Source organism: Bradyrhizobium sp. URHD0069, from assembly GCF_000701345.1.
GTDB lineage: Bacteria > Pseudomonadota > Alphaproteobacteria > Rhizobiales > Xanthobacteraceae > Bradyrhizobium.
In genome coordinates, this window is sequence record NZ_JNIJ01000068.1 from 1 (window position 1) to 18,035 (window position 18,035).

At 59.0% G+C, this 18,035-nt stretch carries 11 protein-coding genes and 2 pseudogenes; 10 read left to right on the forward strand and 3 right to left on the reverse strand.

Features of this window, described 5'->3' with window-relative positions; genetic code table 11:
* The 3 genes and pseudogenes from N554_RS41230 to N554_RS0128260 form a co-directional block, all read left to right on the forward strand.
* Positions 1-1,422: pseudogene (locus tag N554_RS41230) on the forward strand (hypothetical protein); the annotation flags it as partial.
* Between the two features lie 34 nt (positions 1,423-1,456).
* A complete protein-coding gene (locus tag N554_RS0128255) occupies positions 1,457-2,938 on the forward strand; it encodes a hypothetical protein (protein ID WP_029586545.1) in 1,482 nt (493 codons plus the stop codon).
* Between the two features lie 198 nt (positions 2,939-3,136).
* Positions 3,137-3,757, forward strand: a complete 621-nt coding sequence (locus N554_RS0128260; RefSeq protein WP_029586546.1) for a hypothetical protein — start codon at positions 3,137-3,139, stop codon at positions 3,755-3,757.
* Between the two features lie 332 nt (positions 3,758-4,089).
* On the opposite strand, the gene N554_RS41235 is transcribed toward N554_RS0128260, so the two are convergent.
* Entirely contained in the window at positions 4,090-4,449 is a 360-nt protein-coding gene (locus N554_RS41235; RefSeq protein ID WP_029586547.1) for a hypothetical protein, read from the reverse strand.
* Between the two features lie 263 nt (positions 4,450-4,712).
* Here N554_RS41235 and N554_RS41240 point away from each other — a divergent pair, with 263 nt between their 5' ends.
* The 4 genes and pseudogenes from N554_RS41240 to N554_RS0128285 all read left to right on the forward strand — a co-directional run.
* On the forward strand, positions 4,713-5,219 hold the full coding sequence (locus tag N554_RS41240; RefSeq protein WP_029586548.1) for an integrase core domain-containing protein: 507 nt from the start codon (positions 4,713-4,715) through the stop codon (positions 5,217-5,219).
* 758 nt (positions 5,220-5,977) lie between these two features.
* Positions 5,978-7,159: a S8 family peptidase gene (locus N554_RS37605; protein ID WP_197033783.1), complete on the forward strand. Its 1,182-nt coding sequence runs from the start codon at positions 5,978-5,980 to the stop codon at positions 7,157-7,159.
* 196 nt (positions 7,160-7,355) lie between these two features.
* Entirely contained in the window at positions 7,356-11,630 is a 4,275-nt protein-coding gene (locus tag N554_RS0128280) for a toll/interleukin-1 receptor domain-containing protein (RefSeq protein WP_029586550.1), read from the forward strand.
* Between the two features lie 45 nt (positions 11,631-11,675).
* Positions 11,676-12,614, forward strand: a pseudogene (locus N554_RS0128285) (selenium-binding protein SBP56-related protein); the annotation flags it as partial.
* A 19-nt stretch (positions 12,615-12,633) separates the two neighbouring features.
* On the opposite strand, the gene N554_RS0128290 reads toward N554_RS0128285, so the two are convergent.
* Positions 12,634-13,383: a DUF4231 domain-containing protein gene (locus tag N554_RS0128290; RefSeq protein ID WP_081851451.1), complete on the reverse strand. Its 750-nt coding sequence runs from the start codon at positions 13,381-13,383 to the stop codon at positions 12,634-12,636.
* Positions 13,384-13,561: 178 nt separating this feature from the next.
* Here N554_RS0128290 and N554_RS38955 point away from each other — a divergent pair, with 178 nt between their 5' ends.
* Complete coding sequence (locus tag N554_RS38955) at positions 13,562-16,333, forward strand: nSTAND1 domain-containing NTPase (RefSeq protein ID WP_081851452.1); 2,772 nt, start codon at positions 13,562-13,564, stop codon at positions 16,331-16,333.
* Between the two features lie 106 nt (positions 16,334-16,439).
* Entirely contained in the window at positions 16,440-16,649 is a 210-nt protein-coding gene (locus tag N554_RS0128300; RefSeq protein ID WP_036054364.1) for a hypothetical protein, read from the forward strand.
* A 64-nt stretch (positions 16,650-16,713) separates the two neighbouring features.
* Here the strand turns inward: N554_RS0128300 and N554_RS41245 are convergent, their stop codons facing one another.
* Positions 16,714-16,998, reverse strand: coding sequence for a hypothetical protein (locus N554_RS41245; RefSeq protein ID WP_197033784.1), 285 nt, complete (start codon positions 16,996-16,998; stop codon positions 16,714-16,716).
* 694 nt (positions 16,999-17,692) lie between these two features.
* On the opposite strand from N554_RS41245, the gene N554_RS41550 reads away from it, so the two are divergent.
* A partial coding sequence (locus N554_RS41550; RefSeq protein WP_210165385.1) for a hypothetical protein occupies positions 17,693-18,035 on the forward strand: 343 nt, incomplete at its 3' end.

Sequence of the window (18,035 nt, forward strand, 5' to 3'; positions counted from 1 at the left end):
GCCCAGTTAGTGGAAATCCTCATTGGTGGCGACGATGAGCTGAAACCGTCGTCCAACTCGTTTGTGACTTGGTTCTCGCCTGGCGTTCCGTTCGAGGCAACCGACTTCGACTTCGCTTCAAAGGGCCTCGGATCGGGAGCCACAGCAGAAGAGGAAAAGCGGCTGCTCGACCAGTCTTACCTCTTCTCAACACTCGTAGACTTTGCTCCGGATGCATCCGGACTGCTCAATCTCGATCAACAGCAGACCATCTATCGCTCCGCGCAAAACCGCATGTCCCACATGTACGGTGAGATCCTGAAACTCGCCCGCGTGGCCGATGAGGAACTGACGCCAGAACAGCAGGCGAAGCTGGAAAACTGGCGCTCGAAGCTGCAGACAACGAAAACAGTGAAAGATCTGGTTACAGACGAGGAGAAGCAGATCACCGAGGACAGCCCCACTGTCAAAGAATACAACAAATACATGGCTGCGTCCATGGCGGCGCGGACGAACTACAACAGCAAACGCATCATGGCCGAAGTCGCGACTGGAGTTGAAGGAAAGCAGGCCGTTGTAGACTGGAAATACAACGGAACCATGTACCGTGATGCTGCGCATGCCGCGTTGCAGACGTGGATCGCAAATGGATACAAAAATGAAGTCGAGCAGCTTCGGGCTGCGATTGACGCGGTCACCGGCCGCAGCATGCGGCTCTGGGTTGACCGTTTAAAGAAAAACCTTGCTGACTCCGAAATCAGTGGTTTGCTGCCCGGTTCGACCTTCTATCCCGCGACCGTAGCACCGTCGAACTTTGTCGCGTCTTCTGGCTGGACGAAATACGGGTTGACCTCATCGCATTTGACGGAGTCATTGCGCGACAAATCAACCTCCTGGGAGGCCGGAGGTGGTTTCAACATGGGACTGTGGAGGGCATCGGCCGATGCCAAGAAAACCGACTCAACGCACGACGAGAATAAGTCGCTGTCCTCGTTTGAGATATCTTTCGAGCTAGCGCAGGTCGCGATAATCCGGCCTTGGTTCTATCCTGAGTTCTTCCAGAACCGGGGCTGGGATCTGCAAGCCGGGCACGGTTGGACCTTCAGCGAGTTGCCGTCGGACGGGGCGAGGCCGCCGAACGGCCTGTTGATCGGCTATCCGACGATGATCATTTTTGCGCGCAACATCAGGATCAAATCGGGGGAGTTGGTTCAAATCCTGTCGACGTATGCCAAATCGCTCGAGGCCGGAGGAAGTGTCGGTTACGGACCTTTCTCGGTTAAGGGCAAGTACGCACGCTCCGAAAGTGGCCGGGATTTCGATTCCAAGGAGCAAGGTGAGACACTCGAGGTGCCTGGGATCCAAGCGATCGCTCACATCGTCCAGCTCATTCCCAAGTCTCCGAACCTGCACCCGGACCTTAAACCGGAAAATCTCGTCTAGGTTTTCGCCAAAGTGATGCGAGGAGATACCGCAATTGGACGCAACGGTTCTACTGACGGTTCTTGAGAAGCTTCGCGGCATATTTGCGGAGCCGGGGACCTACCTCGCTTGTGCACAAACGCCGACGGTCTTGGGACGCGACAAGCTTGAAACCGTCGGGAAGGGAAGTTCCACGGCGGAGGAGCTCGCGTTCGAAAGCGCGTGGATACGATCGGTCAATTTCATACCGACCGCTGGAGTGCTACTCCCCAACGAGTTGACCTACCTGTGGGACGGCTTGGCCGAACTCAAGATGCAACAAGTTGTCATCGCTGACGGCAGTGCGAGTGGGCCCGCCGCTGATCAAATTAAGGCGGCCGAGAAGCTGCTCTACGAAGATCCGTCGGCCGAAATCCGGTCGTTCACCGTCGTTCACAAGGCCTATCTTGCGCTTCAGGACATCCATAAAGAGGCTGTGCAAATATACCGACAAAGGCAGCTTGAGGCTTTACAGTCCACCGAACAAGCTGTGCGTGACTTTTGGACCGAAACCGCGGAGCCATCATATCGGGCCGAAATCGCAGAAGCGCTGTTCCGCTGGGAAGAAGAGGGCCACAAGAGCGAGATCGAAAGTGCGAAGCGGGTCCTCGTTGACGCCGCGGAATCCAAGCCCGCTGCCCAATGGACTCGCTGGATGTCGCAGTTCGCCAGCGAAATAGACACTGCCAGCGATCTAAGCCTGATAAAGTTTGCCCCGACAAGCTTCTCACCTCCCGGAATCACTGCACAATCGGACTGGGCCAATGCAACAGTGGACGGCAGTCAGTATGAGCAACTTGTCGGCAATGCCCCTCAGGACTTGAAGCAGCGCCTTTATTCGGCGGATCCAGGGTACGTCTCAGTGAGCTTTGAATTTGCGCGCCTCAACGTTGAGCGAGCCTGGTTTCCAAGAGGAGCTTTTGAATCGAGGATCTGGAAGACGCCGGGTGATTCTCCGATGTTTTCAGATGGTGGCGATCCTCCGAAGGGAAAGCTTCCAGGATATGTGACTGCGGTGATCTTGGTGCGAAACATTCAGGTAAGAAAGCGAGCTCCTCCACCTCATCCATCACCGCCCCCCAAAACGTTCAAGCACTGGCATTTTTTGAAGGCGGCCGGTATTTTCAATGTTGGAGGGCCAATTGCTCAGCCGGCTCCAGCAGAACAGCCAAGCGCGATGCCCATAATCGCAATGGCGCGAGTGCACGAGTTCCCAACCGTCAATCCGATGGAAATTCACCTTGCGGTCGCCGAGCGAAAGGCTGTTCCCATGCGCATCGAGCGCAATTTCGATGCGCTGAACACCATCCGTCAGCGCGACCAAGCTCTTCAACAGCTGATGATACAGAAGGTTGTGCCAACAATCGTTGCAGCCCAACTTCCTACTGTAACGGAACAAGCCATTGGCGGCGACGATGTGTGCACACTCGCCTTCCTTTGGAAGGGTTTTGGAACGAGCCCGAATCCGGACCCCGCGTTGATGTGGCCGATTACGTGATGCGGGGGATGACGAATGAGAGCCGCTCGAGTTTAGATGAATACAAATATCGCAGGCCCTCCTGTGCGATATCGGAAATGCATCGCTGGTGGCTTCAGCGTCCAGGCCAAAACATCACGCTGTTGGCGAGATTTGGAAATTCTTCGACCTACTCAGTAAAATGCTTGTACCTCGCGGAAATGCAAAGGAGTGGGCTCCATGTTAAAAGAGATGATCGAACAAGCCGATGTCGAAACGGGCGGCTCCGGCCTTAGGAAGCTCAATTATGTTGCTGATGGCGTTGGCATGGCCACCTCTATCGGCGAACTCGTTACGGAAGCGGTCTACCTCGCTTCAAGATCCGGTGCTTGGTCGGCGGCAGGCATCGCAGTTGGTACGGTCGGGGTTTTGGCGCAGTACGTTGGAGTTTGGCTGACGATCGGCGGAGCTCATGCGGATGCAATGTCCGCCATTGCGAAAGACCATCTAGCGCGCGGAATAAGCTATGGCGTGGTGCTTGGCGCAAACGGCGCGAAACCAAATTACGCATACGACAATTTCTGGCTTCAAGCGCCGCCCATCCTCCCCTTCTATCGTGAGTTCGAGAAAAAAGCCCAAAATCTCCAGAACTCTGGTCTAGTGGTGGGCTACAGTGAAGGTAAACAATTAAGCCCTGATGAGATGCGCACGTTTTTCGACGACATAATGGCGCGTATGAGTGAAGTCGATCAGGAGATATATGATTATAAGAGCACTCCTTGGAAGGAATGGAGTGCGGACAAGAAGCGTGATTTTTATTCAACAGCCGCAGCTATTTTTCGCCGCGATCATCTCGAATGAATCTTGGCCGTATCCTATGGGGTAAAAGCAGGCGTGCTCGCGGCGTAGAACAGAACAACTTGGCAAACGTGTTGTCTAAGCGCTGTCTGAAGCAGGCAACGAACCTGTAGGGCTCGACGTCAAGCCGGCACGGACAACGGACGTAGTTGCGTCGTTCCTCGACGAACAAGCCTTGGCGTCGGTGTTTCGGACAGGAAAACTTTGCAGGCGTGATCCTGTGTGTATCGAAAACCCTATCCGTCTTGATGGAGCAATGGAATCACCTAAGCTGACGGAATGATCGGGCTGTTCTATTTCGTTCTGTCGGTGCTGGCCTCCCCATCCAAGTCAAATTACGGCTTGAGGCTGAGAACGCGGTGCTTCGACATCAGTTGATTGTTTTGAGGCGTTGTCCCTGTCGCAAACTCAATCTGACTAGCAGTTGATCGAGAATCGGGCGATGCTGTTGCAGGATGAAAGATCATGTCAGGCTCATTGTTTGGATGGTCGTAGATCTGTTTCGGTCGCGAGCAGCGCTCGAGGTGGAAATTCTGACCTTGCGGCAGCAGATAAACGTTCTGCGGCGAACCGCTCCTAAGAAACAAACCTTCAGCTCCATCGACCGATTGATTTTTGTTTGCCTCTACCGGCTTCTCCCTGGCATTCGCGATGCGCTGGCGATTGTCAAGCCGGAGACCGTAGTCAAATGGCATCGCGCTGGCTTCCGATTATATTGGCGCTGGAAATCGAAAGCGCGGGGTGGCAGGCCAACAATTCCGTTGGAGATACGCAGGCTTATCCGCGAGATGAGCATTGCCAATCCTCTGTGGGGAGCGCCTCGGATCCATGGAGAGTTGCTCAAGCTCGGCGTTGATATCGGACAGACCAGCGTAGCCAAGTACATGGTCAGGCGACGAGACCCGCGTCCCAAGGCTGGAGGACATTCCTCCGCAATCACGCGGATGGGATCGCTGCGATGGATATGTTCGTCGTGCCGACAATCTCGTTTCGCCTGCTCTATGGATTGCTGATCATGGGGCACGGCCGGCGACATATTCTGTGGTTTGGCGTCACAGCGCATCCAACCGCAGAATGGATCGCAAATCAGGTCACGGAAGCATGCGGGTGGGAACAGGCTCCCCGCTATCTCATTCGTGACCGGGACGGGGCCTATGGTGAGGTCTTTATCCGCAGATCGATAGGCATCCGCGATCGACCCACGTCGCCGCGCTCCCCTTGGCAAAATGGATATGCCGAAAGGCTGATCGGTTCGATCCGACGGGAATGCCTTGACCACGTTGTTGTGTTCGGCGAGCGACATCTCCGTCACATCCTGCTGTCGTACATGAGTTATCACAACGAGATACGGACGCATTTATCTTTGGAGAAAGATGCGCCGATCTCCCGCGCCTTCGAACTAGCCGGGCACATTCTTTGCCGCCCAATTCTCGGCGGGCTACACCACCAATATGTCCGGATTTGATTTACGACAGGCACAGGTAGAGGCTCGTCCAGTCCCTGGCTGGAAACGGGGCTGTATCCCAGCGCGTTACCTGAATTCCAGCGCAAAGGGACGGAACCGGCTGACCTCTGAATTGCGCACCAAAGTCGGGCCGAAAGGTGTGAACTACTTCACGTCCAAGGGGAGCCAGTTAGTGTATACTGTCGTGAGATTTTGAGCACAGGCCCTAATCTAACTGAGGGAGGCCAACCATGAAGAGCTCACTCATAGCACTCGCTACACTCGCCTCAATTGCCGTTCTGTCAGATAGCGCATGGGCGGAGTGCCCGAATTGTGAATCCGATGGCGGCCGTGTCCCAGTGGGGCGCGGGGGCGGCGACGGTATGTACCCACCCCACCAACCCACCAACCCTTATGGCGGCGGCCGTATCTACCGCCGTGGTGAGAGCGGGGGTGGCTTCGGCGCTGCCCCGCTCGGCGGCTTGGTCGGAGGGATCATCGGTGTTATTGCCACCCCCCGAGCTCAGCCGCCGCTGACCGCCCAAGAGCAGCCTAGACCTGACCCTTACCCAATCAGGACACGGACGACCAAGAAGAGTGAACCTGAGAAAAAGAAGCTGGTGCGTCCAGCGGCCGTCACTGAGCCCCCAAAGACCAAGGTCGGCCGGGCTGCGCCCCCAGTGACGCCACCGAAGCCGCCCACAGCGCTTGCTCAGCGTCCACCCAGCTTACCGGTTGCTGCGCCGGGCGACGAAAACAGATTCGTCCCGGATGAAATCATGTTCGAAGTCCGGAATTCAGTCCCCGCGTCGGCGGTCGATGACATTGCCCGTCAAAATCGGCTTACACGCATCTCCTCGCAACGCCTCGAATTGGCCGGGAGCACAGTGTATCGGTATCGCGTCACCGATGGCCGGCCAGTGCCAGTTGTTGTCCAGGCGTTGGAACAAGACGTGCGGATCGGCGCGACGCAGCCGAATTTCGTCTACAGGCTTGCGGAAAGCCCGGCACCCAATTCCTTGTCGGGCACGCAGTATGCTGTGTTGCAGATGCGTCTGCCAGAGGCGCACCGCGTCTCCACAGGGCTTGGCATCTCCGTGGCTGTTATCGATTCCGGGATCGACAGTACCAATCCTGAACTGGCAGGTTCAATTGCAGATGCCTTTGATGCAATCGAAGGGGCAGCGAGGCCACACAAGCACGGGACGGCAGTCGCCGGTATCATTGGATCGCATGCCAGGCTCATGGGTGTCGCTCCCAGGGCGAAGCTGCTCGCCATCCGCGCCTTCGCCAGTGAGGGCGGCAGGATTGGAGCTGACGGGACGACAGACCACATCGTGCGGGGTATCGAGTGGGCCCATCAACGAGGCGCGCGCGTGGTCAACATGAGCTTTACTGGACCGCGTGATCCGCTCCTCTCACGGGAGCTTCATGCGGGCAAGGAAAAGGGTATCGTCTTCGTCGCGGCCGCCGGCAATGAAGGTCCGAATGCCGCAGCGGCAGACGATAGCGTGATCGCCGTGACTGCCAGCGATGCAACAGACAACCTTTATCCAGCTGCCAACCGGGGCCCTCACGTGTGCCTCGCAGCTCCAGGAGTTGACGTGATGGTGGCGGGTCCTTCTGGCACGTACGAGTTCGGGTCTGGCACATCGATGGCCGCCGCGCATGTGAGCGGCGCTATCGCGCTCATGTTGCAGTCGCGCCCCGATCTGAGCCCAACGGCCGTGCGTACCATTTTGCTCAACCGCGCCCGGCGCCTCAGCACTGAAACCGGCGGCGACGGCAATTGCGGGATCGGTGTTGTGGACGCCCTGGCGTTGGTCACTGAGCCAAGCGAAAAGCAAGGTCCGGAGGGGGCAGGCTCAACACCTCTAGCTCGTGGAGGAGAACATTCGACAGTCGGGATCAGTCGGACAGTATCGCCTTCGACATCTCGGCCAGATCAGACGAAAGATTAGTCAGGCGAATATCGTCAGCTCGCGCGAATGCGCAAAAGGTCTGGGCGAGCGAGGTACGCTGCTTAGCCGGTTTATTGTGGCCACAAACGGCGATAACGAGACCAATCTTTGCTTTTCGCGAGTTGATAACTTCGGATTCCCGGGAAACCGGTTTCAAAGCAGCCTTTCGAGATCGTAAACAAGGGAACGGATCACCGTGGCCCAAGATGAGGCCTTCGATGTCTTCCTGAGCTATAGCCGCGCTGATGCACCCAATGCACAGCGACTCGTGCAACTGCTCCGTTCGCGTGGTCTCAAGGTTTTTTTCGATCGTGACTACCTCACGCCCGGCCATGCGTGGCCAACGCTCCTGGAGAAGCATCTGCGTGCGTGCCGGGCTGTTGCCATCTGCCTGGGGCCGGAAGGGCTTGGACCGTGGCAACAACGCGAGCAGTACGTCGCGCTCGATCGCCAAGTGCAGGAGGATCATTTCCCGGTCATTCCCCTTCTGCTGCCTGGGGCAAAGGATCCGCCGCTAGGTTTCCTGAGGCTGAGCACCTGGATCGATCTCAAGGCCGGAGTGGAGGATTGGCTCGCCCTGAACGTCCTAGAGAGAGCAATCAGGGGCCAGGCTTCGTCACCTGATGATGTTGGTCTGCCAGACGCGCGCGCCTCCGTCTGCCCTTACCGGGGGCTGGAGCCCTTCCGCGAAGAGGATGAACACTTTTTTGTTGGCCGCGAGGCATTCGTCCACACATTGCTCGAAAAGATCGGCCAACGACCCGTTGTCGGCGTCGTGGGGGCATCGGGCTCGGGAAAAAGCTCAGTTGTATTAGCCGGACTCGTGCCTTCGCTGCGTCTGCGCGCCGATGGCCGGGTTTGGGAGATTGGGGTCATGCGCCCGGGGCCCCACCCACTGCGCCAACTCGCCGCCATTTTCCTGCCACCGGATACGAATCTCGAGGAATTCGACCGGATTGCAGTGTTGAAGAAACGGGCTGACCAACTGGCCTCGGGAGAAATCACGCTGGCCGACGTGATTGATACCACGCTGGAGCGCCAGCCGGGCACCGACCGGCTACTATTGGTTGTTGACCAGTGGGAAGAGCTCTACACCCAGGCACGGGATCTTCCGATCAAAGGCAGTCAAAACGCAAAGGACAAGCTGCTTGACGCACAGACAAAAAATGGAGGGATCAGCTCCGAATGCGATACCTTCGTGCGCATACTACTTGAAAGCGTGCGTAGCGAACCACGACTCTCGTTGGTTCTCACGATCCGCGGCGACTTTTATGGACGGGCACTACAGGACCGAGCGCTCGGTGACCAACTGCAAGACGCGATCGTCAACATTAGCCCGATGGCTCGCAACGAGCTCAGGCGGGCAATCGTCGAACCGGCTGAGAAAGTTTCGCTCTCCTTCGAGGCGGGACTCGTCGACGAAATTCTCAGTGATATTGGCAACGAGCCGGGAAACCTACCGCTCTTAGAGTTTCTCCTCAAGGAGCTCTGGGACCGGCATAATCCGGATCGACGCCTGACCTTTAGCTCATACGTCAGTACCGGTGGTGTCAAACGAGCGATCGCGACGCGAGCAGAGGGGGAGCTGAAGAAGCTCAGCCCTGAGCAGCAGGCTGCCGCTCGACGCTTTCTCATTCGGCTGGTCACGCCCGGTGAGGGGCAGGAAGATACGCGCGCCCGGACGGCGATCCCTCAGTGCGACGAGAAGGTGCGCGAGGTCATCGATCGCTTTGCTGGTGCGCGATTGCTGACGACAGGGCGTGACCCGGCGAGCGGACGCGAAATGGTCGAGGTTGGACATGAGGCGCTCATCAGGGAATGGGACACACTCAAGGAGTGGGTGAATGCAGATCGCGAGTTCCTGCGCACAATTGAGCGAGTGAAGGTATCGATGCGGGCGTGGTACGAGGAGAGTGGCAATAAGGACGAACGACTCCTTCCGCCTGGGCGGCCATTGGAGGAAGCCCGTGAGTTGCTTGAGCGTGAGGATGCGGAGATTGGCGACCTGAGAGACTTCGTCCAGGCGTCGATCGCAAAGGATGAGGCGCGTCAGGAGGAGGAGCGGCGGACCCGCGACCAACAGCAGCACAAGGAACTTGTCCTCGCCAGGCGGCTCGCCGAAGAGGAGGCTGTACGAGCGGACACGGCGGAGACGCTCGCCCAAGCGCAAGCGGCGCGCAGCAAGGCTACGAAAAGGACCTACGCGATAAGCGGCCTGTTTGGGTTCATGCTCCTCATCGTCGTTGCGGCGCTCGCAGTTACGCAGTCGCGATCCCTCGATCAGCAGGCACGATCGCTCGAACAGTTGAGTCTGGCACAGGAAGAAACCGCACAACGCCTTAGAGAGGCCCAGACCGCGCAATCGCACCTGCTGGCGCAGTTGTCTCAGCGGAAGACTGGATCGGGCGATGCGGCGGCCGGCATCCTATTGGCGTTAGAAGCTTTGCCGCGCGATCAAAGCGACAGCCGTCCAGTGGTTCCCGAAGCCTTTGCGGCCCTTATGCAGGCCAGTTTAAGTATCCGCGAACGCGCGGTGCTCAAGCACCAGGACTTGGTCGGCGGAGTCGCTGTCTCGCCCGACGGTCGCATCGTGGCGACCGCATCGGATGACAAGTCGGTCCGAATCTGGGATGCGACAAGCAGCCAAGAGCGCGTGGTGCTCAAGCACCACGACTTGGTGAGTGCTATCGCCCTCTCACCCGACGGTCGCTTTGTAGCAACCGCCTCTTTCGACAGGACAGCCCGGATCTGGGATGCGACAAGCGGGCAGGAGCGCGCGTTCAACCATGAAGGCGTGGTAAGGGCCGTTGGCTTTTCGCCGGACGGCCTCGCATTGGCGACAGCATCAGACGACAGGGCGGCCCGGATCTGGGATGTGACATCCGGCGAAGTTCGTGTGCTCAGGGGGCATCTCGACACGGTCAGGGCAGTTGCATTTTCCCCCGATGGGAAGGTGCTGGCGACGGCATCGGACGACAGAACTGTCCGCACCTGGGATGTGGCGACGGCTCACCAACTCACCCTTCTCAGGCACCAGGATTCGGTCAGGGCAGTTGCTTATTCACCGGACGGGCGCAAATTGGCGACGGCATCGGACGACAAGAGAGCTCGGATTTGGGATGACACATCCGGCGAAGTAGTCCACATATTCCACCACGAGGGCGCGAAGGGCGAGATCAGGGCCGTTGCCTTCTCGCTTGATGGCGGCACGCTGGTAACGGTGACACTCGACAATACGACGCGAGTCTGGAATGTCGCAACTGGCCACGAATACGTCGCGTTCAGGCAACCAGACCGGATCAGAGGCGCTGCGCTGTCCTCTGACGGTCGCACGTTGATAACCGCAGGGTTCGACAAGACAGCCCGGATCTCGGACGTCATGACCGGCGAGCGCCTGCTCCCGCACCATGGCTCAGTCAATACTGCGGCCTTCTCACCGGACGGCCGCACGTTGACGACTATATCGGGCGAGAGGGCCGTCCAGGTCTGGGATGTCGCAACTGGCCGTGCACGCGTCCCGATCAAACACGAGACCTTGGTCAGTGCTATCGCCTTATCAACCGACGGCCGCATGTTGACTGCCTTATTCGACAGATCGGTCCAGGTCTGGGACATGGAGGCCGACCGGCAAGGGCCGGTCCTGAGGCACGAGAACTTGATAAAGTCCGTCGTTGTCTCGCCGGACGGCCACGCGTTAGCGACCACATCGCTCGACAACATGACACGAATTTGGGATGTGGTGACCGGTCAAGAAAGCGCCGCGCTCACGCATCGGCGCCCGGTTACAGCAGCTGTTTTCTCGCCGGACGGCCGCACACTGGTGACTGCATCGGACGATGCGAGAACTCAGATTTGGGATGTCGCGACTACCAGAGCACGGGAACTGGCGCATCCGGGCGTGGTCAAGGCGGCTGCCTTCTCGCCGGACGGGCGCACGTTGGCGACCACGTCACTCGACGATACGCTACGGCTCTGGGATGTGGTAACGGGCCGGGAAGGGGCCGCGCTCTCACACAACGATAAAATCGGTGCGATTGCATTCTCCCCTGATGGTCTTACGTTGGCGGCCGCATCAGATGATAAGACTGCTCGGATATGGGAAATCGCGACCGGCCGAGAATATGCTGTGCTCAAGCATCAGGCACTCATAAGTGCTGTTACCTTCTCACCTAACGGGCGCATGTTGGCGACCGCGTCCGACGACATGATTGCGCGGATCTGGGATGTCAGGACCGGCCAGCAATGCGCCATGATCGAGCATCAAGGATCAGTCAACACTGTTATCTTCTCGCCGGACGGTCAGACCTTGGCGATCGCAGCGGACGAAGCCGTTCGGCTCGTCGCTCTTCCTCCAAGCGACGTCCGGGAGCTGATCGGTTATGTGCGCGGAAAACTTCCCATGGGCCGGAAGGAGCTTTCGAAAAGCGAGCGCGAAGAGGCATTCCTGCAACCCTTGCCCACGAGCTACTAACGTGCCGTGATCCTGGCGTATGCCGAGCTCTGCCCAGCATGACAAATGTTTGCAGTGCCTTCCGAAACTGCAAGGTCAAGCGATAGGCCCAGGCGGCGCGGCGATCGTCGCGTTCGGCTTGTGAAGCGTCGAAGTTTGCGAACGATTTCGCCGCAGCGGATAATCGCTCCAGTTTGTTCAAATGTTTACACCCGCCCGCACACGGTGCACTGTGGGCCGGAGGGCATCTATATCGCCGCGCTCGGCAATCGGGAGGGCAAGGGGCCGGGCGGCGTGTTCCTGATGGACCACGAGACCTTCGACGTGCGCGGCCAGTGGGAGATGGACCGCGGACCTCAGCATTTCGCTTACGATGCCTGGTGGCACTTGGGCCACGACACCCTGGTCACCAGCGAATGGGGAACACCCGACACGTTGGAGAACGGGCTCATCCCCGAAGTGCTACTTGGCGCCAAATACGGCCGGCGGCTGCATTTCTGGAACCTGCACAAGAGGAAGCACCTGCAGACGATCGACTTCGGCAACAAGTCTCAGCTCGTGTTCGAGCTGAGACCTGCGCACGATCCCACCAAAGCCTACGGCTTCGTCAACTGCGTGATCAGTCTGGAGAACCTCTCGTCCTCGGTCTGGACTTGGTACAAGGACGGCGACAAGTGGGCGGTCAAGAAAGTGATCGAGATCCCCGCCGAGCCGGCAACCGAGGACGAGCTGCCGCCGCTGCTCAAGGGCTTCAAGGCAGTGCCGCCGCTTGCCACCGACATCGATCTGTCGATGGGCGACAAATTCCTCTACGTTGCCAGCTGGGGGACGGGCGATCTGCAACAATACGACGTCTCTGATCCGTTCAAGCCGAAGCTCACCGGCAAGGTCAGGATCGGCGGCATCGTGTCGAGGGCTACGCACCCTGGTGCCAAGAACGGAGCGCTGAGCGGCGGTCCGCAGATGGTGGCGATCAGCCGGGACGGTCGGCACGTCTACCTATCGGTTCTTGATCACCTCGCGCTCAGCGAGCGACTGCGCGGTAACTCGTGACCAAGAACTCGTAGCGGGAGGCTTCGATGTGGGCAAGGATCGCGCCGGCCACCGTGGTGAGGACCGCCGTCAGCGCGATGAAGTCGAAGTGCAGCCCGGTTGGATCTCTGCCGGCCACGGCGACTATCGCTGTTACGACCGTTGCGGCGAGCGACAGCCCAAACTCGACCCGGCGCAAACGCGCTGCCGCGCGACGATAGGCCTCCGCCTCGGGCTCGTAGAAATGCTCCGCCTGATTGCGGACGCGTGTCCGCACGTACTCGTCGGGTGTTACGTCTGTCGTCGGTGTCCTCCCCGGCCCGGACGCGACCACCCGATCGAGGATATCATCGACATCGCGTTCAATCCTCTCGCGCTCCACGTTGAGCCGCTGGACGCGATTCGCGCTTTCATCGTAGGGGGCTGCCCGGGCCGCGAATTTGAAAGCTTCGCGCTTGAGTGCCTCTGAGGCAGCGCGGGCCCGCACCCAGGCCGATATGTGCTCGCTGCCCATCAGGCGGCTGGTCAGAAAGCTGACCACCGCGAGCAACAAGGCACCACCGATGGCGATGTGGAAGCGCGGCGCTTCTGAAGTGATCTGACTGGCGATCGCTGCAAGCAGCGCGCCCAGCACCGAGAGGCAGAGCGTAATCCAACGCGCTCGGGCGAGGTTGTGCTTGAGGTTGTCTGCCGTGCCCGACCAGACGCCTTGTCGGCTGGCCATTTCCTCCCAAGGAGTCATGCCTGAGTTTCCTCGCTCACCGTCGAGAACTCCCTTTCAAGCAAACAGTATTTGGATTTACTTGTACAGGTAAAACGAGTATCTTTTACTATATTCAACCGATTTTATGGTACTGAGATAATGTTGGCAGGAATCCTTTCTCCTTCGCGGGTGGTAACTGTTCGAACGGGCACTTTGAATGCGACGGTGGTTCCTGAGCTACCATTCGCCCGATCGGGCGCTGGGCGAGCGGCTCAAGGCCGCGCTTGAGCGCATGGATACGGACTCCAGCGTGTTCTTCGCGCCGTCGAGTCTGCGCGCGGGAGGATTCTGGTCGAAAGCGCTCGCCGAGGAGATCGCGCAAGCAGACGCCTTCATCCTGTTGGTTGGCGAGAAGGGTATCGGCGATTGGCAGGTCCTTGAGTACGACGAGGCACTCGACAAGCGGGTGAAGTCTCCCGATTTCCCCGTCATCCTGGTGCTGCTTCATGGCCAGACCGCCCCTGGTCTGCCCTTCCTGCGCCGCCTGCATTGGGTTATCACCCCTGACCCGTCATCCGAAAAGGACGTGGCTCGGCTGTTCGATGCGGCATCCGGCAGCAGCACAAGATCGGGCGATCTGTGGCGCTACACGTCGCCCTATCGTGGCCTTGCCGCGATGGAGGAGAAAGACAGCGACTACTTCTTCGGACGCGAGCGGGAAACCATGGATGTGCTATCGGCACCGGCCGTGGCGATGGACCGGCTCCCGGTGCTGCTCGGCAATTCCGGCGTCGGCAAGTCCTCGCTGGCGCAAGCGGGCATACTGGCGGCGCTCAAGCGCCAGGCATGGCCTGAGGGTGTGGATACAGCGCCCGAGTGGCCATATGCCTTTCGCGAAAGCCGCCGCTGGTGCTTCCTCACACTCAAGCCAGGGACTGAGCCGCTCAAGGCGCTGGTCGAGTCGTTTCTCAACACTTGGCAACTTGACGCCACCGATCCGGAGCGGGTGAAACAGCAGAATGGCTGGATCGAACTGTTGCGCGACGGCAACGCCATGCTGCGCGATCTGCTCGACGTCACCGAGCGCCGCTACAAGGAACTGGATCGGACCAAGCCTCCCGCCTTTTTCCTCTATGTCGACCAGGGCGAGGAACTGTACGTTCGCGCCGAGGAGTGGCAGCGCCGCCGGTTTTCGGAGGTGATTGCGCAGGGCGTCGCCGATCCGCGTCTGTACATGCTGATGAGCATGCGTGCGGATTTTCTCGGCGAGTTGCAGAAAGACGAATCACTTTTCAAGGTGCATCGAAAGATCGATGTGCCGCCCCTGCGCGAGACGGAGCTGCGCATGGTCGTGAGGCGGCCGGCCGAACTGCTTTCGGCACGGTTCGAGACCGATGGGCTTGCGGATGTCATTACCCGGCGCACCGCTGAGGATTCGGTCAAGGACGTGGGCGCCTTGCCGCTGCTGTCTTATACGCTCGACGACATGTGGACGCAGATGGCGAAGCGTGGTGACGGGGTGCTCCGTCTTCCCGCTCAATCCTTCGAGCTTGGTGGCATTCTGGTGGACCGCGCCGATGCCTTTCTTGCCAGCCATCCGAAATCCCAGGACGAGCTTCGCCGCATTTTAACCCTGAAGCTTGCTACCGTACGCGAGGGCGAGGAGCCGACGCGACGGCGCGCCGCGCGCTCCGAGTTTACAAATGAGGAATGGCGTCTGGTCAGTGAGCTCGCCGATCATCCCAACCGGCTTCTCGTTACGGCAACACCCGAGGGGGGCGAGACCTATGCCGAAGTAGCGCATGAGGCGGTCTTTCGGCGCTGGGATAAGCTACGCAACTGGATTGCTGCCGAGCGCGAATTTCTCGCCTGGAGAACCGGGCTCGAAGCCGCGCGACGCACGTGGCAGACAACGCTCGGCAGTTCAAAGAGCGAAGACGCGCTTCTCATGGGCGCGGCCCTGACACAGGCCCAAAGTTGGCTAGCAAAGCGCAGGGACGATTTGCCGCTGATCGACCGGGACTTCATCGATCAGAGTTCCCGGCGTGAGAGGAGGGAGCGGAGCAGGGCACGTCGCGTGCAGGCACTCGTTTATGTGCTGTTGGTCGGCAGCATCGCTGGACTGATCGGCTGGATCAATCAGTCGTACCTGAGGGAACGGTTGACCTGGTACACGACGGTGAGGCCCTACATGCTCCGGCAAGTTCGGCCGTATGTGCTCACTGCGGCGGCCGAGCGGGCGTTGAAGTCGGGAGATTCTTTCAGGGAATGCGCCAAGGATTGCCCTGAGATGGTCGTGGTGCCCGCGGGGGAATTCATGATGGGATCGGCAGCCAATGAAAGGGACCATTACGGCAATGAAGACCCGCTGCACAGAGTCACGATGGCCCGGCCGCTTGCAGTTTCGAAGTTCGAGGTCACGTTCGAACAGTGGGATGCCTGCGTCGCCATTGGCGCCTGCGCGCATGTGCCTGACAGCAATATGGGACGGGGGACGCAGCCCGTCATCAATGTTAGCTGGAATAACGTCCAGCAGTATGTGGTCTGGATTTCCACGATGACCGGTCGCCCCTACCGACTGCTCTCCGAAGCCGAATGGGAGTATGCGGCTCGCGCCGGCACAACGACGGCCTTTTCTTGGGGCGACGAGATCGGCAAAAACAATGCTGACTGCAACGGCTGCGGCAGCGAGTGGGACAGCCGGCGAACTGCTCCGGTTGGCTCGTTTGCACCCAACCAGTTCGGCCTCTACGACATGCACGGCAACGTCTGGGAATGGGTCGAAGATTGTTTGCACACCAACTACGAAGGGGCACCCAAGGACGGCTCAGCCTGGATAGCACAAGGCGATTGCAACCACCGTGTCGTTCGCGGCGGTTCCTGGGCGGGCTATCCAGTGGGCCTCCGCTCGGCCCTGCGCTTCTGGTACTCCGCCGATGATCATGGCAATGATCTCGGCTTCCGCGTCGCGCGGACGCTTGCCCCTTGATGGTATGGGACGGACGCCCCTTAGCCGGCGTCGGCGGGAACATCGATCCGAATGAAATCGAAGGGCCAGTTAGGTTAGGACTGTTCGACGCAGGCTCGGCGCCTGCATGGCAACCCTGATGCCGCTCGTCGGAGCCGGGGACGGTCCGGTCGACGAGCTTGGCAGTCTCAATGAGCAGCCCGATCATTCCGCCAAGCAGATCGGCGACTATTTCCGCGAAGGCTTGCTGCTGAAGCTGCTTGATCAACCAGCTCATGCCACCATCAACCTACCCGGTGACCTTCACCGGGTGGGTACTTTATTGCAGGGTGGATAGGGATAGCGTCCACATGCAGCGTTGCTGTCATAGGACGCAGGTGCATAGTATAGCGCTCCCGCTGCTACACCGCCGCCACTGGCGCCTGCTGCACCGCCGGCCGTGGGATTTCCCACGCCGATGATGCGTGGCATGACGCCAGGGGCACCTGCTGCACCGCTGCCCGTGGGACCTCCCACGCCGGTGATGCGTGGTATCGAGCGGACGCCCGATGCGGCAAAATAACCACCGCCGCCCGTGGGACCAGTGATGCTTGAGCGGACGCCCGGTGCGGTACCCCCTGATCTACCACCGCCGCCACCGCCACCACCGCCGCCGCCACCGCCGCCCCCGCCACGGGCTGAAGCATCGGTAGCTATGCACGACATGCCGATAGCGACGGCCGCGAAGGAAGAAATAACGATTCGATAAAACATGGCTCTTTCTCCTTTCTTTGAGTTGCTTGGCACAAGTTGAAGGCCAACCGAACCGGGCATTTCTCAGTCCGCAGACGTTCGGATGGCGCAAGTTAAGGATAGAAACTCACCTTCGAAAGCTGTGTAATTGAGATCACACATAGTGGAAATCTTTTTGGACCAATTTTGCTCGGCGAACGTCTTGAGCGTGCGATTTTGCTTTTCCGCGGGACGACGATGGCTCCAAGCGCGATTTTCGCCGTGCAGCAACTGCACACCGGATACGATCCAATCCCCTCACGTTCAATCGGGGAACGGCTTTTGGGGGGCGCGGATACTTGAGAACCGCGCGGCTGAGAAGAAGCTCAAGGTCTTCTTCCTACACGCGTAAAGATCTCGATTTTTCACAGCGGATTGTGCTTTGATTGGAGGGAATTCCGTCATTTCACATAAGGTAGCGAACGCGGAAGCTCTGGAGCAACGAAATGGCATGTACAAGGGTCTTCGTTAGCTACGGTCACGACGAGGTGATCGAATGAAGCCCGCTTTGAGCGACCGACAACCGATCCATCATTCGCCGATCTTCTGGATTGGCATAGCCCTGTGCTTGGCGGCCATCGCTATTTGCCTTTGGTCTGACGACCTCTCGTGGCGACCGGCAACGGTCTCACGATGAAGCACTGGGCCAGCGATAGGCTCGCCCAGTTCTCCTATTGGCAGATTTTGTTGCAAAAGTCCCGAAATGCCGAGCGACTAATTTTCCGCGAAAGGACGAAACAAGCTGCGATCGCCGATCGATGTAGCCTCAAACGTGCCGCCGAAGTCGCCTGTGAGTTCGTCGCAGGATGCAGTAGTCCCCCACATCAATATTCGATCGCCGCGCCTACAGCCCGGAAAATTTTTGATCGGTGGTGCAAAAAGACTTTTGCAACATGGGGTAATTCCGGGCTCAGAGCCATACTGAAGCTCTCAGAATCAGCTCTCCAGGAAT